The organism is Myxococcus sp. RHSTA-1-4, from assembly GCF_020037125.1.
In the GTDB taxonomy this organism is placed as follows: Bacteria; Myxococcota; Myxococcia; order Myxococcales; family Myxococcaceae; genus Myxococcus.
This window is the reverse complement of sequence record NZ_JAIQDG010000003.1, coordinates 34,748-55,121: the sequence shown is the minus strand read 5'-3', so window position 1 is coordinate 55,121 and position 20,374 is coordinate 34,748. Positions and strand designations below refer to the sequence as shown.

The following is a 20,374-nucleotide window of genomic DNA, read 5'->3' as shown; positions in this document are numbered from 1 at the left end:
CCATACGCGGCGCTTCGAGCTTCGGGGGGACTTGCGTGAGGCCCCGGACTGAAAGTCACGCCCTCTGTCCGCGAGCAACACCCGCCGCCCGGGCCCGGAGCGTGGCCCCGGAATGGAGGTTCCGCTCCGGCCCGCCGGCCCTCAGAACCGGTCCGGCTCGGAAGGTGGCTCCTTCGACGTCGGCGGCACGGCCGTGAGCAGGCCGTGCTCGGGCAGGGGCGGCCGCAGGGGCAGCACCACCGTGAAGCGCGAGCCGCGGCCGAACTCGCTCTCCACGGACACCCGGCCGCCGTGGCCCTCCACCAGGCTCTTTACAATCGCCAGCCCCAGCCCCGCGCCGCCGTGCTCGCGCGTGGAGCTGCCGTCCACCTGGTAGAAGCTCTGGAAGATGAACTCGAACTGGTCCGGGCGGATGCCCACGCCCGTGTCCTCCACGCACACCCGGTAGCCCTGCGAGCCCAGCTCGGACAGCGCGCCCGCCTCCGACATCACCACGGAGACGCGGCCTCCGGACTGGGTGAACTTCACCGCGTTGGCCAGCAGGTTCACCATCACCTGCCGCAGCTTGTCCGCGTCCCCCGTCAGGCGGGGCTGGGGCCCGGGCGGCAGCCGCACCTCCAGCTCCACGCCCTTGCGCTGCGCCTGCGGCGCCACGCTGGACACGGCCGTCTGGATGACGGTGCCCAGGTCCACCGGCGAAATCGCCAGCCGCAGCTTGCCCGCCTCAATCTGGCTCAGGTCCAGGATGGAGGAGATGAGGTTGAGCAGCGACTCGCCCTTCTCCACGATGGTGCGCACGTACAGGAGCTGCTCCGGGTTGAGCGCCCCGGCCAGCCCCTCGGCCAGCATCTCCGAGTAGCCGATGATGGACGCCAGCGGCGTGCGCAGCTCGTGGCTCACCGTGCCCAGGAAGGTGGACTTCAGCCGGTCCAGCTCCTTCAGCCGCGTGTTGGCCTGCGCCAGCTTCGCGTTCTGCGCCTCCAGGTCCCGGTGCGTCTCCAGCATCGTCTCGATGTGGAGCTGCGTCGCCAGGTACGCCCGCTGCCCGCTGGCCACCAGCGCGGCCAGCACCTGCCCGAAGTGCGTCAGCACCTGCGCCGCCGTGCGCTCGGGGGCGCGCCGCACCTTGCCCACCAGCTCGTGCGCCCGCGCCAGGTCCAGCCCGGGCAGGTCCGTCAGGGAGGGCGGGAAGTCCACCAGCTCCTCCGGCGAGAAGGGCCCCAGGATGACCCGGCCCAGCGCCTCGCCCTCCCAGGCCACCGGCATCATCAGGTAGCGCAGGCCGGTGAAGCACGGCAGCGCGACGATGCCCGCCTCCCGCGCGCCGTCGCCGGACGCCACCCGCGCGCCGTGCACCGGGGCCACCGGGCCGTCCTTCACCCGGGCCACCGTGGCCGTGCAGTGCGAGCGCCCGTCCGGCAAGGAGAAGACATACGAGCAGAACTCGCCGTGCCCCACCTTCACGTCCGCCAGCCGGGTGCCTCGCGTGTCCAGCACCTTGATGCCCACGCGGTACAGCTCGCTGAAGCTCTTCACCACCTCGGTGAAGGAGGGCAAATCCAGCATGTCCGACAGCGTCAGCCGCCGCTGCAGCACCGACTCGCGGCGCTGGGAGCCCGGCCCCTCCGGAGGCATGCTCATCGCCCGCCCCCCGTGCCGCTCCGCTCACCGCCGGCCGGTTGCCCGTACCGGGCCTCCAGCTCCGTGCCGGTGACGTCCATGCGCCGGAATATCTGCCCCAGGAACTCCTCTTCCGTCAGCCCCAGGTTGCGCGCCAGGTGGGCGCGCGCGTCCAGCCGCCGGTAGGCCGCCTGCGCCACCGCGTGGAACGTCTCCAGCACCCCTTCGCCCTTGAGCGCCACCGCCCCCACCACCGCCTCTCCGCCCCGCTTCCGTGCCGCTTTGATTTCCTCGTCCGTCCGGGCGTCCGGCAGGTCCCGCTTGTTGAACTGGATGACCACCGGCACCTGGTCCGCGTCCAGGCCGATCTCCTTCATGTTCTCCTGCAGGTTGCGCCAGTAGGCGTTGTTCTCCGCCGTGGCGCCGCGCCGGCTGTCCGCGATGAAGGCCACCGCGTCCGCCCCCTGGAGCACGATGCGGCGCGTCGCGTTGTGGATGACCTGGCCGGGCACGGTGAAGAGCTTCACCTTCACCTTGAAGCCGGACGACGTGGAGAAGAAGACCGGCAGCAGGTCGAAGAAGAGGGTGCGGTCGTCGTGGGTCTCCACGGTGAGCAGGCGGCCGCGAATCTCAGCGGAGGCCCGGGCGTGGAGATGGCGCAGGTTCGTCGTCTTCCCGCTCAGCCCGGGCCCGTAGTAGACGATCTTGAGCGTGAGCTCTCGCTGGGCGTGGTTGAGTTGCAAGGGCGGGACTCGGGCGGGGGCCGGTCGAGGTCGGCGGTCCAACCCTCGTACACGGCTCCGGTTTTTATAGTGGGAAGCAGGCTCGCACGGAAGGCCGGTCGGATTCCGGGCGTGGAAGCAGGGCTCATCCCTGGAATGGGCTGAGCGCATGGGGGGTTTGGCCGAGTCCGGCTCCTCACAATTGGGGAAGACAGTCTCCTCACTTGAGAGGACAATGTGCGCGGAATCACCGCGTGCACGGGTGCCGGGGGAGCGGTTAGGATCTCAGCTCGACGGAGGAGCAAGGCGATGACGATGAAGCAGGTGGACCCGGGCGTGGAGACGGCCCCAGCGCCGGTGCTGGACGTGGCGGGCGTCCCCAACGACCTGATGACGGCGGTGAAGTTCACCGCGCCCACCGACGAGGACATGACGGCGGTGGCGGCCCTGCGCGCCGGCTCCGAGCCCTGGAAGAGCCGGGGAGAGACGCAGGAAGACAGCCTCAAGGCGCTCACCCAGCTCAGGCCCTACATCCACGTGGCGAAGCTGCAGGGCCAGGGGGTCGGCTACGTGACGGTGGAGCGGGACGGCCCGGTGCCGGGCGCGGCGTACCTGCGCAACATCGTGGTCAAGCCCGAGCTGCGCCGGAAGGGCCTCGGCGGCGTCCTGCTGGAGCAGGCCCTCAAGGCGGCCCGGGACATGTACCGGAAGACCATCGCCCTCCGGGTGGATCCGTCCAACTCGGCCGCGGTGAGCTTCTACCGGAAGGCGGGCTTCACCACCGTGGCCACGGTGGTGTCCAAGAAGTCCGGGAAGCTCCGCCTCCTGATGTCCCGCGAGCTGTAGGCGGCCCCGCGGTCCCCGGGCGGGAGGTCCCCCTCCTGCCCCCGCTCCGCGTGGGCCCGGCACTCCGGCCCCGGAGCATGACTTCCCCCACACGGGTTCCCCCTCCCTCCAGGCCTGTCCTCCAGGCGGTGCGCGACGCCGCCTGGCGGCCGCCTGCCCGGACGGTGGGTGTGGGAGCGCCTGCCCGGAGGTCGGGATGACGGGCGCGACGGCCCGGCGTCATCCGCCGGGTGACGCGCTTCGGACGGAATGTCGATTATCCTGCGCTCCCCGCGTCCCCCGCGGTCTGGACATCCCCCCGCATGAAACCCCTCGCAGAGCTGTTGCGGCACCTGGCCCGCCCCGGAGTCACCGAGCTGACCCTGGCGACCGGCCGCCCGCCGATGATCCGTGGGAGCAACGGCTACGAGCCGGTGGACCCCTCCCCCGTCACCACCGAGGACGTCACCCGCGCCCTCCAGGCCATGGTGGGCCTGGCGCGCGCCGGCACCGTGACGGAGACGCCCGTGCAGTGGTCCGTCAACGCCACCGGCCTGGGCGCGCTCTCCATCGCCGCCATGCGCCGGGGGGACCTCGTCCACCTGCGGCTGAGCCGCGCCTCGGAGGCCGCGCCGGCCGCGCCCGCGCCCTCCACCGCCGCGCCCGCCGCCACGGCGCAGGCCGCCGCTCGCGCGCCCGTGTCCGCGGCTCCCGCCGCCACGGCGCAGGCCGCCGCCGCGCGCGCGCCCGTGTCCACGCCCGCCGCGGCATCCGCGCCCTCCGCTCGTGCGCCCGCGTCCGAGCAGGCCGCCGCCGCTGCCGTGCCCGCCGCCGCGCGTCCGGCTCCGGCGGAGGCGGCGGCCCCGGTGCAGGCCCGCGCGGCCCCCATGCCGCGCGCCTTCACCGGCACGGCGAGAGACCTGGCCGTGCTCCTCGAGGAGGCCCGGAGCATGGGGGCCAGCGACGTGCACCTCGTGGCGGGCCGCCCCGCCCTCTTCCGTCTCGTGGGTGACCTGGTGCCCCAGGGCGCGCCGCTGGAGGCGGCCCGGGTGGAGCAACTGCTGCACCCCGTGGTGCCCGAGCGGCTGCGGCCGGTGCTGGAGAAGGACGGCAGCTGCGACTTCTCGCTGGAGTCGCCGGAGATGGGGCGCTTCCGCGTCAACGTGAGCCGCCAGCGCACGGGGCTCAAGGGGACCTTCCGCGTGATTGCGCGTGAAGTGCCCACGCTGGAGTCGCTGGGCCTGCCCGCGGACATCGCCAAGGCGACGCACCACCACCAGGGCCTCATCGTCATCACCGGCCCGTCCGGCCACGGCAAGACGAGCACGCTGGCGGCCATCGTGGACATCATCAACCGCGAGACGACGCACCACGTGCTCACGGTGGAGGACCCGGTGGAGTTCGTCCACCCGCGCAAGAAGGCGCTCATCAGCCAGCGCGAGGTGGGCACGCACACGAAGACGTTCGCCAGCGCGCTCAAGGGCAGCCTCCGCGAGGACCCGGACGTCATCGTGGTGGGCGAGCTGCGCGACACGGAGACGGTGCGCATGGCGCTGGCGGCCAGCGAGACGGGCCACCTGCTCATCAGCACCATGAACACGCCGAGCGCGGCGAAGACCATCGACCGGCTCATCGACCTCTTCCCGCCGGCGGACCAGCAGCAGGTGCGCCTGTCGCTGTCCAGCGGCCTGCGCCTCATCGTCAGCCAGCGGCTGATGCCCGGCGCGGACGGCAAGGGCCTGGTGGCGGCGGCGGAGCTGCTGCCGGGCTCGGTGGGCCTGGGCAACCTCATCCGCGACAACAAGACGTACCAGATTCCCTCGCTGCAGCAGCGCGGCAAGAGCCTGGGCATCATCCGCTTCGAGGACTCGCTGGCGGACCTGGTCCGCGCCGGCAAGGTGACGCTGGAGGTGGCGAAGGGCTTCGCGGACAACCCGGACGAGCTGGAGGCCATGGTGACGGGCAAGCGCCCGGGCGCCACGGTGGCGGCGCCGGAGACGCCCCAGGACGGAGCGCGGCTCCTGAGCAAGATGGGCTCGCTGATGGGCAGGAAGGGCTCGTGAGATGAACGCCACCCCTCGTATCGCCACCCTCTTCGACGCGCTGCTGGAGCAGAAGGGCAGTGACTTGCACCTGGGCGTCGGCTACCCGCCCCTGGGCCGCATCCGCGGCGAGCTGATTCCGCTACACGAGATGCCGCTCACGCAGGCGGACATCGAGGCGCTGCTCTTCGAAATCATCACCCCGGAGCAGAAGCGCCAGATTCAGGAGGACCTGGACCTGGACTTCGCCTACGGCTACGGGACGAAGGCCCGCTTCCGCGCCAACTACTTCAACAAGATGACGGGGCTGGCGGCGGTCTTCCGCACCATTCCCAGCAAGGTGCTGTCGCTGGAGGACCTCAAGACGCCGGAGGTGGTGCGCAAGCTGGCGGACCGGCGCAGCGGGCTGGTGCTGGTGACGGGCCCCACGGGCAGCGGCAAGTCCACGACGCTGGCGGGGATGATTCATTACATCAACCACAGCCGCCCGGCGCACATCCTCACGATTGAGGACCCGGTGGAGTTCGTCCACGAGTCGCAGAAGGCCCAGGTGACGCACCGGGAGGTGGGCCCGCATGCGTCCAGCTTCGCGACGGCCATCCGCTCGGCGGGGCGCGAGGACCCGAACGTCATCCTCATCGGCGAGCTTCGCACCAACGAGACGATGAAGCTGGCGCTGCAGCTCGCGAGCTTCGGCGTGCTGGTGTTCGCCACGGTGCACACCAACAGCGCGCCGGCCACCATCGACCGCATCATCAACGCCTTCCCGGCGGACGAGCAGGCGCAGGTGCGCGGCATGCTGGCGGAGAGCCTGGCGGGCATCGTCGCGCAGCAGCTCATCAAGACGGCGGACGGCAAGGGCCGCGTGGCGGCGCTGGAAATCCTGGTGGGTGGCAGCGCCATCGCCTCCATGATTCGCGAGGGCAAGGTCTTCCAGATTGCGTCCAAGATGCAGGCCGGCCAGAGCCAGGGCATGCAGACGCTGGACATGCACCTGGAGCGGCTGGTGAAGGAGGGCGTGATTACTCCCGAGGCCGCGCTGGAGAAGGCGCAGGACAAGGAGAACCTCGCCAAGGTCATCTCCCGGCTCAAGCCGGAGTGGGAGGTGCCGGAGTCGCTGAAGTCGCTGTGAGGGGCTCGGCCTCCCCGCTGCGCGCCGCTAGAGTGCCCCACCGAAAAGGGAGGGGCACATGAGCGAGTCAGGCAAGCCGGCGGTAGGCACAGTGGGCTGGATGGACCTCACGGTGAAGGACGCGGTGGCGGTGAGGGACTTCTACTGGGACGTGGTCGGCTGGACGGTCTCCGGCATCGACATGGGCGGGTACGAGGACTTCGTGATGACTCCGCCCGGCAGCGAGACGCCCGCGGGCGGCATCTGTCACGCGCGCGGGCCGAACGCGGACATGCCCACCGGGTGGATTGTCTACATCACCGTGGAGGACCTGGACCGGAGCCTGGAGCGCGTCACCGCGCTGGGAGGCAAGGTCCGCGGCAAGGTGCGCTCCGCGGGCCCCATGGGCCGCTTCTGCGTCATCGAGGACCCGTCCGGCACGGTGTCCGCGCTGTTCGAGTCCGCGAAGTAGCAGACGGCCGGACGGGGGCCACCCGGGCCGTGCGCCCCCTACCTCCCCGGGGGCAAACCCACGCTTCTGACCGTCAGACCCGGGTGGTAGACCCGCCCCCGTCATGGACGAGGCGCAGGGAGGACAGGACAGGAAGGCGGCGGGCCCCCGGAAGCCGAAACGACCTCGCAAGGTGTCTCCGACGTACCTGGAGAACGCCGCGCTGCACTACCTGAAGCGGTACGCGGCCACGCAGAGCCAGCTCAAGCGCGTGCTCATGCGCCGGGTGGACAGGTCCCTCAAGTTCCACGGTGGGGACCGCGCCGAGGCGCTCGGGTGGCTGGACGCGCTCGTCGCCAAGCTCATCCGCAACGGCCTCCTCGATGACGAGGCCTATGCGCGCATGAAGGCCCACTCGCTGCGCGCCTCGGGCCGCAGCACCCGGGTGATTGCCCAGAAGCTGCGGATGAAGGGCGTCGCGGCGGAGCTCGTCACCCAGAAGCTCGCGGACGCGACGGCGGAGGTCTCCGACGAGGAGGCCGCGCGCATCTGGGCCCGGAAGAAGCGCCTCGGCCCCTTCCGGAAGAATGCCGCCTCCCGGGAGGAGAACCGACAGAGAGACCTCGCCGCGCTCGCGAGGGCCGGGTTCTCCTTCGGCATCGCGAAGAAGGTCATCGACTCGACGCCCGAGTAGCCAGCCCGCCCGGCACCGTCCGTATCTCCATCAAGAGCCCCAACCCTCACGGGCCAGCGGGCCGCCGCGCCCAGGCTTCGACGCCGCGGCCACCACCACGGAGACGCCGTTGCAGACGTACGACCTGTTCGCCCCCACCACCGACGCGGAGCGCCACGCCCTCTACGCCCGGATGCGCGCCGAGCCCGGGCTCTGCCGCATCGAGCCCTTCGGCGCCTATGCCGCCGCCCGCTACGAGGACGTGCGCACCCTCTACAAGGACGCCCAGCGCTTCTCGTCCGAGGCGCTCGCGGTGACGGCCGAGCCGCCCTGGCTGGGTCCGAACCCGATAGCCCAGTCGCTCGTCACGAAGGACCCGCCGCGCCACACCCCGCTCCGCGCGCTGCTCAGCCGCGCCTTCGGCGCCAGCGGCATGGCGCGGCTGGAGGCCCAGGTGCGCCAGGAGGCGGAGACGCTGGCCGAGGCCGCCGTCCGCCGGCGCGAGGTGGACTTCGTGGACGCGCTCTCCTTCGCGCTGCCACGCAACATCATCGGCCGGATGCTCGGCCTGGAGCCGTCCACCTTCACCGAGTTCAAGCGCTGGTCGGTGAACATGGGCCTCCTCAGCTCCGCCGTGCCCGCGCAATACGAGGGCGTCCGCGCCACGGTGAGGGAGATGGAGGCCTACCTCGGAGACGTCATCGCCGCGCGCCGCCGCGCTCCCGGTGACGACATGGTGAGTGATTTGCTCCGGGCCGAGGTGGAGGGGCGCCAGCTCACCGACGAAGAAGTCCTGTCGTTCCTATTCCTGCTGCTGCCCGCGGGCATGGAGACGACGGCCCAGCTCATCGGCCATGCGGCCATCCTCCTCGCCCGCCACCCGGAGCACCTCGAGCACGCCCGCGCGGACAAGACGCACATCCCCCGCTTCCTGGAGGAGGTGCTCCGCTACGAGCCCCCCACCCAGTTCGCCTTCCGCATCGCCCTGTCGGACGTGGAGCTGTCCGGCACGACGGTGCCCGCGGGCAGCCTGGTGATGGGGCTGGTGGCCAGCGCCAACCGCGACGAGAGCGTCTTCGAACAGCCGGAGCGGTTCCTCCCGGGCCGGGACAAGGGCACCCAGCACCTCACCTTCGGGCACGGCATCCACTTCTGCCTGGGCGCCCAGCTCGCGCGGATGGAGGCCCGGCTCGCGCTGGAGGCGCTCATCCCCCGCATCCGCGCGCTCCGGCTCCGCTCCCCGGACATCCAGTGGCTCCCCGGCCTCACCATCCGCGGGCCCCAGAGCCTGCCGGTGGACCTCGTCCCCGCCTGAGGCCAGGAGTCCCTCCCGCCCGCGTGACTCCAGCCAGGCGCCGGGCGGGCGGGAAGTCCCCCGTCCGCCCACCGGGCAGGAGCCCACCGGCGGGAAGATGGCGAGGAAAGCCACCGCGCCGCCCGGACCCACGGGCAAAAACGCCCGTTCACATCCTCGCTCTCGTGGACCTGTCTATATGAACGGGGCGCGAAAGCGGCCATTGCTTGAACGAGGCGCATCATGAACTCACAGCCCAGGGTCCTGCTGGTCGATGATGATGGAGACCTGCTGGAGATCTACACGCTGACCCTCGAAGAGCTGGGCTGCGGAGTCACCACCGCCAGGGACGGACAGGAGGGGCTGGCGCTGGCCCTCGCGCTGCGGCCCGACCTCATCATCACCGACGTGCGCATGCCGAGGATGAACGGCCTGGAGCTGTGCCAGCGGCTGCGCGCGGACGAGCGGCTCCGTCACACCCCGCTCATCATCCACAGCAGCGAGCCCTTCTTCTGTGCCCCTCGCGGCGAAATCTTCCTGCACAAGGATGGGGACCTGGAGCGCTTCAAGCACCAGGTGGCCCTCAGCCTCGGCGGAGGACGCGACGGGCCCTCCCTGGCCTCCGTGGCCTGAGGGCGCTCCAGCGCCCGCCTCCCCACGCTCGACAGGGCCACCCCGCAGTGGCCCCGCAGGCAACAGCACGCCCCTCGCTGTGACATGAAAGGTCACAGCCGGGAAGGCCTGGCGCCCGGGGTGCGGCCCTACCCTCCCGGTGCACCTCCTCTGGGATGGCGCGAGCCCTGGAACCGGCGGTTTCCTGGCTCGTTGCTTGCTCCTGCCTCGGCCGGGCCGGCGCGTCTTCGCGCCGCCCATTCCCCGATTCCATCCATCCCGAGGTGTCACTTGAGAGTGAATCTGAGAGGCCTGCTGCTGGCGGGCCTGCTGCTGGTCGGCTCTGGCGCGAGCGCCGGAGACGCCGCCGTCTGCGAGGGTCGCAAGTCCACACCGGAGCTGAAGAAGGACGCGCAGGGCCGCGTGAAGGTGGGCGAGGACGTCGTCGCCACGTTCAAGTCGCGCCAGCCCGAGGCGCGGGCGGAGGGCGTACGCAAGGAGGCGGTGCTGTCCTGGACGGACCGCATCAGCAGCCCCGGCGCCACGTACATCGCCCCGCACTTCAGCGAGTTCAACCTCGCGCCCGGCGACTACGTCATCATCCGCGCCCCGGACGGCTCGCGCGAGTACCGCTACGAGCGCTTCGGCAAGGGCGACGGCACGGGCCCCGTGAAGGAGGGCTTCTGGAGCGGCCACATCTCCGGTGACGTCGCCATCGTCGAGCTGTGGAGCGTGGGCGGCCGCGCGAAGTCCGGCTACACCATCGACAAGTTCGCCCGCGGCATCGCCGACCTCTCCGCCCTCGGCGGTGAGACCGAGGCGCTGTGCGGCCCGGACGACTCGGCGAACGCGCGCTGCTACCAGGGCTCGGACCCGCGCGCCTACAAGCACTCGCGCGCCGTGGCGCGCCTGCTCATCAACGGCTCCGGCGCCTGCACCGGCTGGCTCGTGGGCAACCAGGGCCACGTGATGACCAACGAGCACTGCATCGGCAGCGCGTCCGACGCGGCCAACACCGACTTCGAGTTCATGGCCGAGGGTGCCACCTGTGCCACCAACTGCTCGAGCTGGTTCGCCTGTCCCGGCACCGTGGTGGCCACCTCCTCCACGCTGGTGGCGGTGAACGCGCCGCGCGACTACGCGCTGGTGCTCCTGCCCACCAACCCCACCAACACCTACGGCTACCTCCAGCTCCGCAACTCCGCGCCGGTGGTGAACGAGCGCATCTACATTCCCCAGCACGCGGCGGCCTGGGGCAAGCGCATCGCCCGCAACTCCACCCACTCCACGGACGCCTCGGGCTTCGCTGAAATCTTCAGCACCACCGAGCCCGCGTGCCAGTCCGGCGGCCCGGCCGACGTCGGCTACTACGCGGACACCCAGGGCGGCTCCTCGGGCTCGCCCGTCATCGGTTACTCGGACCACCGCGTCGTCGCGCTGCACCACTGCGCCAACTGCCCCAACCGCGGCGTGCCGATGACCTCCATCATCAGCCACCTGGGCGCCAACCTGCCCACCTGCGCGCTGCGCAGCGCCTCCTGCCCGGACCCGTATGACGTCTGGATGCGCGACACCTGGTCCGACACCGGCCTGGAGCCGGACCCGGCCACCGCCACCCAGGACATGTGGGCCAGCCCGTACATCTGGGTCCGCAAGCAGCCGGACGGCGTCGCCAACCCGCACGTCCACCAGAACCCGGAGTTCGGCCAGACGAACTACGTCTACGTGAAGATGCACGGCGGCCCGCGCCCGGGCGCCAGCGGCCGGCTGAAGCTGTACTACGCCAACGCCTCCACCGGCCTGAACTGGCAGAGCAACTGGACGCAGTTCGGCGACGTGCCCGTCAACGGCTTCACCCCGGACACCACCATCATCCAGGTGCCGTGGGCCTCGCTGCCGGGCACCGGCCACTACTGCCTCGTGGCCCGCTGGGAGTCCGCCACGGACCCGATGACGTTCGCGGAGACGACGGACATCAACTACAACGTCCGGCAGAACAACAACATCATCTGGCGCAACGTGAACATCGTGGACCTGGAGTCCCTGAAGCAGGAGGTGCGCTTCATCCTCCGCAACGTCCACGAGAAGGTGACGGCGCTGCGCTTCGTGGTGCGCACGCCGCTGGCGGACCAGCAGCGTCCCTTCCCGACGAAGGCGGGCCGCGTGGTGCTGCGGCTTCCCCCGGCCCTGGTCGAGGCCTGGATGAAGGGCGGCGCCAGGGCCGAGGGCCTGGAGCGCACGGGTGAGGGCACCTTCGAGGTCATCAACCCCATGGGCGGCACGCTCTACAACCTCCCCGTGGCCTTCAACGAGGAGCACGAGCTGGGCCTGTACTTCGAGCGCTCGCCCGAGGCTCCGCAGGAGCCCGCGCCCTACCACCTGGAGGTCGTCCAGTTCGACGAGGCCGACCCGAAGCAGGGCAGCCTCGGCGGCATCGGCTACGACATCTTCCCGTTCGGCCAGCCGAAGCCCCAGTAGTCCCTCCTGAGCCGTCCCCATGCTCGCGGGAGCCCTGTCCTCCCGCGGGTGTGGGGCCCCGGACGCGGCGTCGCGGGTGAGGGCTACCCTCGCCGGCGGCCGCCGCGCACCGGGGCCTGGAGGCTCGCGAAGGCGGCGTTGATTCGCTTCGTCTCCACCTCCGCCACCTCGCGCAGCTTCGGCCCCAGCCCGGCCACCTTGTCCGGGTGGTACTGCTGGAGCAGCGCGTTGCGCGCCGCGCGGGCCTCCTCGAAGGTGGCCTGCGGCGTCAGCCCCAGCAGCGTGTAGGGGTCCTCCACCGGCTCGGGCGCCGGCTTCGCGCGGGCGGCCCGCTTCGCCCGGTTCTTCAGGAGCCGCTCCATGGCCACGAGCTTCACGCGCGTGAAGATGGCCTCGTTGCGCTCGCGCTGCTTGAGCCGGACGTAGCCATGCTGCGACAGCGCGCTGACGAAGACGGAGACGGCGTGCGCCGCGAGCGCCTGCGTGTCCAGGTTCTGCGCCGGCTCGCTCCGCCAGCTCAGCTTGCCATCCGCGAAGATGAAGACGTCACCGGGGTGGATGGCGTCACCCGCGACGCACTGGAGTGCCTCGGGACTGGCCGACGCCAGCCTCACGTCCGCGGACCACGCCCAGATGCGCTCCGCCAGGTCCTGGGGGAAGGCGCTCTCCGCGCCGTCCGTGCTCGCGAGGACCACCGAGGTACCGGCCCGGTGGGTGAACCTGGAGAGCTCCGTCGCGGTGCCGAAGAAGGGAACCGAAAGCATTGCGCAGGACCGTGCCGTGGACCGCCGTGGCGCTCGCCCCCGGCGGCGCGGCGCGACGATGTAGCGTCCCGCGCGCGAAATGTCGAGATGGGTCCTGAACGCGCGAGCACTCCCCCAGACGTCAACGGGGACCGGTTGCCCGGTGTTCCGGGCTTCCGGTCCCCGCTGGGGCCGCTCACGTCAACGCGGCGCGGGCGTCACGGCTGCTGCTCTTCCGACGGCACCTCGCCGGTGAGCACGCAGATGAGCGCGTCCGGGTCGCACTTGACGGGGAAGATGGGGTTGATGCCCGAGCCGCGCAGCCGGCCGGCGTCGTAGTCCGCGTACGGGTCGCACGCGGCCTCGTTGGGCTTCCCGTCGCGCCCCCGGCAGCTCACCACCGGCCAGATGCCCTTGGCGGTGTACTCCGCGGTGCAGCCGTTCTCCGTGTAGCGCAGCTCCGCGGTGAACTGCGTGCCGGGAATGCCCGGCGTGTTGTAGATGCGCAGGTTGCTCCACTCGTAGGTGAAGCTCTGCGGAGGCAGCTCGGGAGGCGGACCGCCGTCCGGGAGCGTGCCTCCGTCCGGCAGCCCCGCGGCCGAGGCGGGCACGTCCAGCCGGGCGGGCGTCAGCGTGGGGACGTCGCAGAAGTTGTCCGGCCCCGGCGACTCGCTGGCGAACGGCCCCACCGAGAACGGCTGGTGCGTGGGGTCGGGGTCCGGCCGGGACGCGAAGTCCTCGAGCAGCTTGCCCATCCGCGCGCTGCGCACGGCGACGGTGTCCGGGGCGCCCGGGTCCTCGCCGAAGAACTTCTGCAGGCCCAGCGCCTCCGGCTTGAGCTGCGCGCACGCGCGGTCCGGGTTCTGTCCGGCCTTCAGGGTGTACGTCGTCGCGAACGAGCCGGTGGAGCCGTCGATGACCGCGCGTGCCACCACGCACTGCGGCTCCGGCTCCTCCATGCTGCACGCCCCCACCGTGACGGCGGCCGCCGCCACGCCCAGGCTCAATCCCATCAGTCGAAGCTTCATGGAAGGTGTCCTCTCTGTCGGGAGCCGGGGCTCAGAAGCTCAGCTTCGCGCCGAGACGGATGGAGCGCGGCGCCTGGTACGCCGTGGGGCGCTTGAAGTTGGGGTTGATGTCCGCCGGGTTGATGGGCTGGTTGTTCGACGTGGCGATGATTCGGCACTCCGGGTTCTGCGCGGTGAGGCACGCCGAGAGGTCCGCCGGCTTCCCGCCCTGCTCGATGGCGTACACGCGCGTGAAGGTCAGCGTCTGGTCCACGTTGGTGTACTGCTGGAAGTTGAAGAGGTTGAAGACGTCCAGCGACAGGTCCAGCGTGTAGTCACCGGCCAGCTTCTGGCTGACGCCCACGTGCGAGTCGATGGTGTGCACCCAGGGCAGCCGGCCGGCGCTGCCGCGGGGGAGGATGAACGTCTCCGAGCCGCTGCGCCGCGGGTGCGCGCCCAGGTAGTTGAGCGGCGTGCCCGAGCGGCCACGGTAGCTGCCACCGACGACGACGCTGGTGTCCTGGGTCAGCCTCAGCTCGCGCGCGCCGAACGCCTTGAGCACGTGCGCGCGGTCTCCGGGCAGCGGGCCGTCGCGGTTGGTGGTGAGCGACAGCAGGTCGAAGTCGCGCGTCAGGTTGGGCGACAGCTGCCCGGTGTCCGCGCGGAACAGGCCGGAGTAGTTGCCGCGCAGCCTGGACCACGTGTAGCTGGCCTGGGCCAGCCAGCCGTTGGCGAAGGCCTTCTGGTAGTACACGTTGACCGCGTCGTACTCGCGGCGCGCGAGCGGGAAGTCCGTCGAGTAGCCCTTGCCGGGGTTGCCGAGGAAGAAGGTGTTGCCGTCATCCCGGCTCATGTCCTCGATGACGTCGTTGAGGCTGCGGTGGGTGTACGTGGCGCCGAAGCGGCCCAGCAGCAGCTCGTACTCCGCGCCCACCATGATTTCGTCCGCGGACTGCGCGCGAATGTCCGGGTCCACCGGCACGCGGTCTCCGCCCTGGGCGTCCCAGAGCTGGTTGGGGCTCTCGCGGTTGCCCAGGGGCTGCCGGTTGCGGCTGTCCCTGCACCCCGTCAGCAGCGACTCGCGGTCGCTCGGGTTGCACGCCGGCGCGTCGTAGGTGGCGGACAGGAGCTGCTGCTGCGGGAAGGACAGGTCCGCCAGGTCCAGGGGCACGTTCTCGTAGAAGCGCGCGAAGTTCACGAACACCTTGGAGCGGCCCTGCTGGGTGAAGTCGTAGATGATGCCGGCGCGGGGCGACCACTGGTTGGGCAGGTGCAGGCCCACCTGGTTGTCCAGGCCCCAAATGGTCTGCACGTCGTAGCGCAGGCCCACGTTGACGGTGACCTTGTCCAGCACGGACCAGCTGTCCTGCACGAAGCCGCCCACCGTCATCGACGTGGACGTGCCCTCCTTGCTGGCGAGGAACACCGGCGTGTCCGGGCCGGCCAGGTAGCCGTACTCGTTGAGGCTGAAGAAGCAGGAGCCGTCCGTGCACTCCTGCCAGGGGGTGCGGCCCGTGCGCGCGCGGTTGTTGTAGAAGCTCATCCGCTCCGCGTCGAAGCCGGCCTTGAAGATGTGGTGGCCGAGCGCCTCCAGGAGGAACGTGCCCATCACCTTGCCCTGCACGCGGTCCAGCTCCTGGACGCTGATGGTGCCGGGGCCGCCGGTGGAGTAGCTGGTGACGGGGCAGTTGCGGGACTGCTCGGCGGGCGTGGCGCCACAGACGGACGGGTCGGGCAGCGACTCGAACTCGGTGATGGAGTGCGGACCCGGGTTGCGCGTGCGGCGCCAGGCGATGTTGGACTGCCCGGCCAGCCCCTCGCTGGAGCCCAGCGCGGAGCCGTCCGACGGCAGGATGTCGTCGGCCTGGTGGTGCCAGCCGAGCGTCGCGTCGACGAGCAGCTTCTTGTCGAAGAACGACGAGGCCTGCTTCGCGACGATGTCCAGCACGCCGTTGGAGCGCCGCGTGGCGATGGAGTCGTAGGAGCCCTGGACGAAGGCGGTGCAGGACAGGCCGACGCACACCTCGGGGTCGCCGTCGTCGCTGAACGAGTACTTGCCCGCGCCGCCGGAGGAGCGCGGGGTGCCGAAGACGGACAGCGACAGGTTGTGGTCGGGGTTGAAGAGGTACGTCAGCTTGGTCATGTACTGCACGCTGCGCTCGTCCGCGAAGCGGCTGACGCGAGTGCCTTCAATGGGCGTCGCCACGCCAAAGCCGGTGGTGGGGTCCTTCCGCCGCGCGCCCACGGCATCGCAGCCATTCGCCGGGTCGACCGTGTCGCAGAACTCGAGCTTGCTGAGCTGGCGGTCCACGCGGATGCGGTTGAAGGACGGCGCCACGCCCACGTAGAACCAGAGCTTGTCCTTGACGATGGGGCCGCCCAGGTCGAAGCCGAAGTCACCCTGGTTCCACGGGGTGCCCTGGGCCGAGATGACGCTGCCCGCCTGACGGACCTCCGTGCCGGAGCGCTGGAGGAAGCCCGGCGCCATGTTGGCGAACACGGAGCCGTGGAACTCGTTGGAGCCGGACTTGGTGACGACGTTGAGGACGCCGCCCGTGGAGCGGCCGTACTCGGGCATGTAGCCACCGGTGATGACGTTGACCTCCTGGACGAACTCCACCGACAGCGGCGTGCCCAGCGTGCCCACGCTCGGGTCGTTCACCGACAGGCCGTCCACCACGTACTGGCTCTCCGGCGAGCTGCTGCCGCTGACGCTCACGCCGTAGCGGTCCTCCACGGCGCCAGGGGCCAGCTCGGCCAGGGACTCGAAGGAGCGCGACGCGGAGCCCTTGGAGCCCGGGCGGACGACGGCGATGTTGCGGATGAAGTCCGAATCCACGCTCAGGCCCGCGGTACTGGAGCCCACGTCCACCGTGGGGGGCGCGGCGGTGACGGTGAGGGTCTCGCCCAGCGACGAGGGCAGCATCTGGATGTTGACGCGCACCGTGCGGTCCAGCCGCAGCACGACGTCGGTGCGCACGAAGGGCTCGTAGCCGTCGCGCTCCACGCGCAGCGTGTACGTGCCGGGCGGAAGCTGGGGGATGCGGTACAGGCCGGTGACGTCCGTCACCACGACCTGCTCTCCTTGCAGCCTCGGCGACGTGGCCGTCACCACCGCGTCCGCGAGCGGCTTCTGGTCCGCGGCGTTGGAGATGGTTCCGGTGATGACCGAGGTGCCCTGGGCGAACGCCCCCGCACCCCATAGCAACATCGCGAGACACAGCCCGCGAGCGAGACCCACGCGTCTGGACAAAGCTGACTCCCCTCCAAGGAACTGGGGGCGCACTCTGTCTCGAATCACGAGAAAGCAACAATACTGAAAATAGCAGGCAGCAGGCGCTCACGGGCAGTGAATCCCCGCCCCGCGCCCTCGCCAGTCGCGGCGCCCAGGGACGGGGCATCAGCGGACAGGCCGCTGCTCGCGCAGTCCTTCCCGGAACAGCGTGAACACCGCCTGCCCGCAGCGGCCGGACGTGTCCGCCCGGGCACGTGCCACGCGAACCTCGTAACGAGTGCCGTTCAGCGTGAGCGGCACCGTCTCGCCGACCCTCGCGACGACTGGAATGGAAGCTCCGTTCCGGGCCCGCGCGTCCTCGAAGCGCAGCCGGACGCCCCGGGTGCGAGCGCCCTGCTCCACCGCGCAGCCGGCCTCCTCCCATTGGACGCGCAGCTCCGGAACGAGGCCCGGGGGCAGCAGCACCTCGCCTCCAGGCGTGGTGGGTCCGCTCGGCACCGTGAGCAGCAGCAGCTTCCCCTTCCCGTCGCGCAGCGTGTCGCCCGCGAGCAGCACCGGTTCCTCGCCGTCGCTCGACAGGCAGCCCGCCGGCTCGCGGTGGCTCGCCCACGTCACCGCGCGCCCCCTCAGGTCCGCGAGCACGTCCGGCACCGTGAGGCTGAAGCTCACGCCTCCGCACACCGGGCCGGACTCGTACTCCAGCACCGAGGCCCACTGGTCCTGGTAGCGGTACGCGCCCTGGAGCTGCCGGGCCACCGTGAAGCGCCGCTCCAGCCGGGGGCCCGTGCGCTGCCCGGCCGCGTCCTCCGGCTCCTCCTTGAAGGCCACGTCCACCTGCGCGGCGCGCCACACCTCGGAACAGGGACTCACGGCCCCGGCTCGGGGCTCCGTGGAGACAGGCTCCGGCGAAGGGAGCTCCCCCGCTCCCACCTCCGGAGTCCTGGAACCGGGACGCGCCCCGGAGGGCGTTGCCAGCACGGCCGTCCCCGGAGGCGCCGCGGCCGGGCCCGCCTCCGAGGGAGTGGAATCGGAGCGAGCCCGGCAGCCCGCGAGTCCGAGGACGAGGAGGAAGCCCCCCATCGCCCGGCGTCCAGCCGCACGGCATCCACCGGGCCGCCGGAGCACCGTGTCAGCCGCGTGCCCCTTCACGGGCACTCGGCATACAGCACCGTGCCGTCCGGCGACACGTGGAAGTCCCTGCCCTCCACCTGTCCCCGGGCGAGCAGCCGCTCCCGCTTGCGGAGCACCGCCTCGCGCCGCATCGCCTCCGGCCGCTCCACATACGGAACGAGCGGCTGGAACCGCGCCGGCCCGCCCTTGTCATCCGGCGCGTAGCTCGCCAGCAACGTGCGCCCCGCGCCGTCATCCGCGTCGCCGTCGTCCGAGAAGTCCACCGCCAGCGAGCCCCACTCATTCACGTCACAGTCACACGAGCCGCACCCGGGGAAGCCGCAGCCCAGGAAGCCGTCGCGGCACTCGATGCACTCCGCTTTCGGCGACGAGCCGCACGCCGCGCACCCGTTGCCTCCGAACGAGTACGAGTGCCACCCCGAGTGGCTCACGCCCGTGAGCTGGTAGCGGTAGTTCATCACGCTGTTGTGCACCTCGCTGTACTGCCCCGCCACGTCGTTGCCGTTGTGGTCCAGCGCCAGGTTGTGCCCCAGCTCGTGGATGAAGGTGCCGCGCTGCTCGGCGGCACTCGGGCTGCTCCAGCACCCCATGCTGATGATGACGTCGTTGCCCAGCATCTCCGCCCGGCCCGACGAGCAGTTCGTGCTGCTGGAGTGCTTGTTGGCCCACACCACGTAATGGAAGTACGGCCGCCGCTCCGGGTTCGCCGAGGAGAACCCGCTCCCCTTCAGCGAGTAGAAGTCCACCCCGCCGCTACAGGCGCCGAAGCAGACCACCTCGTGCCAGGGCAGCGCCCCGTCGATGAAGGCGTGCAGCCGCACTCCGGAGTCCCGCGAGAACACCGCCGCCGCGTCCGCCACCAGCGCCGGGTAGGGCTGGCGCGTGAGGTACGGGTTCGTCGGGTGCTGCATCCAGTCCACCTCCACGTAGACGTCCCGCGCCGTGGGGCTCCCCCACTCGGAGAAGGAGAAGCCATCGTTGCCGAACAGCTCCCACGTGTCCGGCACCATGTCCCCGTCCGAGTCCGCGTTGTCCTTGCTCAACCCGGCCAGCGGCTCCAGCGCGTCGGAGATGCCGTCCTCGTCCCCATCGTTGTCGTCGAAGATGGTGGACCACAGCTCCTCGTCATGGACGAAGCTGGCCGTGCCCGAGCTGCCCGGGTAGCGCCCCACCACCACCCGCTGGCTGCCGCCGTTCTGCGTGCTCGAGGCCACGACGCGCGGGTAGTGCTTCGGGCCGCTGTCATCGTCGTGCTGCAGGTACTCCGTGTTGGAGCGCAGCAGGAAGACGAGGTGGTCGCCGGCATTGGGCGTGGTGGACGTGGCCCGGAAGGTCTCCTTCGCATTCCACGCGAAGGAGATGGGCACGCCGCCGAAGGGCTGGTTGGCCACGAGCAGCGTACCGTTTCGGTACACGCTCGCGGTGCCGCCGCGCCCGTCCGCGTACGCGCGCACCCACACGCGGTAGTAACCCGAGTCGGGCGCAGTGAACGTGACACACGAGCGCGTCGTCCCCGCGCAGTCGTCACTCACCGCCACCTGGCTCCAGCCGCTCCTGTCCCGCAGCACGTGCAGCACCGTGTCCGGCGCCGTGCCCGTCAAATCCCGTGTCTCGAAGGTGTAGGACTGGCCGGCGTCCAGGTACGTACTCAGCCAGATGAAGCTGCCCCAGTCGCGCGGGGCCACGTAGTGCGGCACCGCCAGCGCCACCGCGGGCACCAGCAGCACCAGCGCGTGGAATGCCCCCATGAACGCCTTCATCGCGTCTCCTCCCCGCTGAAGAACCACTCCTTGAATGCGTCCTGCTGGTGGGCCTGCTCCTCGGGGGGCAGGCCCCGCCACTTCACCCGCTCCTCCGCGAGCGCCCGCTGGTAGCGCGCGTCCACCTCCCGCGCCCGGACGTCCGCGGCGGAGGGCTCCGGTGGAGCCGCCAGCTTCGCGGCCAGGTTCAGCGCGGCCAGGTAGCGCCGCTCCTTCTCCACACGCGTCGCGGGCGTCGCGTCCAGGAACGCGCGCTCCGTGCGGACCACCAGCGCGGCGATGTCATCCACCGGCTCCTCGCGCAGCAGCGCCTCCTCGTCCGGCGTCAGCGGCACCAGCGCCTGCTGTGCGAACCGGGCCAGCGCCGCCGGCTCCGAACGCGCGCGCGCCACCTCCACCGCCACGCCTTCGCTGCCCCGGGCCAGCTCCACCTGGAGCCGCGGCTCCGGTGCGTCCTTGCGCTCCTTGAGAGCGGACGCCGCCACCGCGGAAGCCGCCCGCTCGGGTGCCGCCGAGGGCTCCCGGCGCTTCGGCGTGTCCTCCAGCACCCACTTGGGAACCAGCAGCGGCACTCCGGCCGCGAGCAGCGCGATGCCCAGCACCAGTCCGCCCAGCCCCGCCATGTCCACCCGTGCGCGCATGCGTCCCCCGCTCGCTGCCACGCAGCTCT

General features: G+C 71.1%; 16 protein-coding genes. 8 read left to right on the top strand and 8 right to left on the bottom strand.

Annotated features, from left to right (window positions below; translation table 11 throughout):
- Nucleotides 1–141: 141 nt before the first annotated feature.
- Complete coding sequence (locus K8638_RS06055) at nt 142–1,641, bottom strand: ATP-binding protein (protein ID WP_223753459.1); 1,500 nt, start codon at nt 1,639–1,641, stop codon at nt 142–144.
- Nucleotides 1,638–2,363 carry an ATP/GTP-binding protein gene (locus K8638_RS06050; RefSeq protein WP_223753458.1) on the bottom strand — a complete coding sequence of 242 codons (726 nt, stop codon included), beginning with the start codon at nt 2,361–2,363 and terminating at the stop codon, nt 1,638–1,640. Before K8638_RS06050 ends, K8638_RS06055 begins: the two co-directional genes overlap by 4 nt.
- Nucleotides 2,364–2,651: 288 nt before the next feature.
- On the opposite strand from K8638_RS06050, the gene K8638_RS06045 reads away from it, so the two are divergent.
- The 8 genes from K8638_RS06045 (at nt 2,652) to K8638_RS06010 (ending at nt 11,828) form a co-directional block, all read left to right on the top strand.
- Entirely contained in the window at nt 2,652–3,188 is a 537-nt protein-coding gene (locus tag K8638_RS06045; protein WP_223753457.1) for an N-acetyltransferase, read from the top strand.
- Nucleotides 3,189–3,490: 302 nt separating this feature from the next.
- Complete coding sequence (locus tag K8638_RS06040) at nt 3,491–5,230, top strand: type IV pilus twitching motility protein PilT (protein WP_223753456.1); 1,740 nt, start codon at nt 3,491–3,493, stop codon at nt 5,228–5,230.
- 1 nt (nt 5,231) lies between these two features.
- On the top strand, nt 5,232–6,341 hold the full coding sequence (locus tag K8638_RS06035; RefSeq protein WP_223753455.1) for a type IV pilus twitching motility protein PilT: 1,110 nt from the start codon (nt 5,232–5,234) through the stop codon (nt 6,339–6,341).
- A 58-nt stretch (nt 6,342–6,399) separates the two neighbouring features.
- A complete protein-coding gene (locus K8638_RS06030; RefSeq protein WP_223753454.1) occupies nt 6,400–6,792 on the top strand; it encodes a VOC family protein in 393 nt (130 codons plus the stop codon).
- A gap of 103 nt (nt 6,793–6,895) precedes the next feature.
- The gene (locus tag K8638_RS06025) at nt 6,896–7,465 is read left to right on the top strand and encodes a regulatory protein RecX (protein ID WP_223753453.1); all 570 of its coding nucleotides are present in this window, start codon (nt 6,896–6,898) and stop codon (nt 7,463–7,465) included.
- Between the two features lie 109 nt (nt 7,466–7,574).
- Nucleotides 7,575–8,759, top strand: a complete 1,185-nt coding sequence (locus K8638_RS06020; RefSeq protein ID WP_223753452.1) for a cytochrome P450 — start codon at nt 7,575–7,577, stop codon at nt 8,757–8,759.
- A 222-nt stretch (nt 8,760–8,981) separates the two neighbouring features.
- On the top strand, nt 8,982–9,371 hold the full coding sequence (locus K8638_RS06015; RefSeq protein WP_223753451.1) for a PleD family two-component system response regulator: 390 nt from the start codon (nt 8,982–8,984) through the stop codon (nt 9,369–9,371).
- A 276-nt stretch (nt 9,372–9,647) separates the two neighbouring features.
- Nucleotides 9,648–11,828: a serine protease gene (locus K8638_RS06010; protein WP_223753450.1), complete on the top strand. Its 2,181-nt coding sequence runs from the start codon at nt 9,648–9,650 to the stop codon at nt 11,826–11,828.
- Between the two features lie 83 nt (nt 11,829–11,911).
- On the opposite strand, the gene K8638_RS06005 is transcribed toward K8638_RS06010, so the two are convergent.
- From K8638_RS06005 to K8638_RS05980, 6 genes are all read right to left on the bottom strand, one after another.
- Nucleotides 11,912–12,592: a DnaJ family molecular chaperone gene (locus tag K8638_RS06005; RefSeq protein WP_223753449.1), complete on the bottom strand. Its 681-nt coding sequence runs from the start codon at nt 12,590–12,592 to the stop codon at nt 11,912–11,914.
- 197 nt (nt 12,593–12,789) lie between these two features.
- On the bottom strand, nt 12,790–13,599 hold the full coding sequence (locus K8638_RS06000) for a hypothetical protein (protein ID WP_223753448.1): 810 nt from the start codon (nt 13,597–13,599) through the stop codon (nt 12,790–12,792).
- A 31-nt stretch (nt 13,600–13,630) separates the two neighbouring features.
- Nucleotides 13,631–16,789 carry a TonB-dependent receptor domain-containing protein gene (locus tag K8638_RS05995; RefSeq protein ID WP_223753447.1) on the bottom strand — a complete coding sequence of 1,053 codons (3,159 nt, stop codon included), beginning with the start codon at nt 16,787–16,789 and terminating at the stop codon, nt 13,631–13,633.
- A 189-nt stretch (nt 16,790–16,978) separates the two neighbouring features.
- Entirely contained in the window at nt 16,979–17,683 is a 705-nt protein-coding gene (locus tag K8638_RS05990; RefSeq protein WP_223753446.1) for a hypothetical protein, read from the bottom strand.
- A gap of 275 nt (nt 17,684–17,958) precedes the next feature.
- On the bottom strand, nt 17,959–19,704 hold the full coding sequence (locus tag K8638_RS05985; protein WP_223753445.1) for a hypothetical protein: 1,746 nt from the start codon (nt 19,702–19,704) through the stop codon (nt 17,959–17,961).
- On the bottom strand, nt 19,701–20,345 hold the full coding sequence (locus K8638_RS05980; protein ID WP_223753444.1) for a hypothetical protein: 645 nt from the start codon (nt 20,343–20,345) through the stop codon (nt 19,701–19,703). The genes K8638_RS05985 and K8638_RS05980 overlap by 4 nt, the downstream gene beginning before the upstream one ends.
- Nucleotides 20,346–20,374: the final 29 nt, after the last annotated feature.

Excerpts from the sequence above, each read along its gene's own strand:
- K8638_RS06055 (WP_223753459.1), bottom strand. The coding sequence starts at position 1,641 with ATGAGCATGCCTCCGGAGGGGCCGGGCTCCCAGCGCCGCGAGTCGGTG.
- K8638_RS06045 (WP_223753457.1), top strand. The coding sequence starts at position 2,652 with ATGACGATGAAGCAGGTGGACCCGGGCGTGGAGACGGCCCCAGCGCCG.
- K8638_RS06040 (WP_223753456.1), top strand. The coding sequence starts at position 3,491 with ATGAAACCCCTCGCAGAGCTGTTGCGGCACCTGGCCCGCCCCGGAGTC.
- K8638_RS06035 (WP_223753455.1), top strand. The coding sequence starts at position 5,232 with ATGAACGCCACCCCTCGTATCGCCACCCTCTTCGACGCGCTGCTGGAG.
- K8638_RS06030 (WP_223753454.1), top strand. The coding sequence starts at position 6,400 with ATGAGCGAGTCAGGCAAGCCGGCGGTAGGCACAGTGGGCTGGATGGAC.
- K8638_RS06025 (WP_223753453.1), top strand. The coding sequence starts at position 6,896 with ATGGACGAGGCGCAGGGAGGACAGGACAGGAAGGCGGCGGGCCCCCGG.
- K8638_RS06015 (WP_223753451.1), top strand. The coding sequence starts at position 8,982 with ATGAACTCACAGCCCAGGGTCCTGCTGGTCGATGATGATGGAGACCTG.
- K8638_RS06005 (WP_223753449.1), bottom strand. The coding sequence starts at position 12,592 with ATGCTTTCGGTTCCCTTCTTCGGCACCGCGACGGAGCTCTCCAGGTTC.
- K8638_RS06000 (WP_223753448.1), bottom strand. The coding sequence starts at position 13,599 with ATGAAGCTTCGACTGATGGGATTGAGCCTGGGCGTGGCGGCGGCCGCC.
- K8638_RS05995 (WP_223753447.1), bottom strand. The coding sequence starts at position 16,789 with ATGTTGCTATGGGGTGCGGGGGCGTTCGCCCAGGGCACCTCGGTCATC.
- K8638_RS05985 (WP_223753445.1), bottom strand. The coding sequence starts at position 19,704 with ATGAAGGCGTTCATGGGGGCATTCCACGCGCTGGTGCTGCTGGTGCCC.
- K8638_RS05980 (WP_223753444.1), bottom strand. The coding sequence starts at position 20,345 with ATGCGCGCACGGGTGGACATGGCGGGGCTGGGCGGACTGGTGCTGGGC.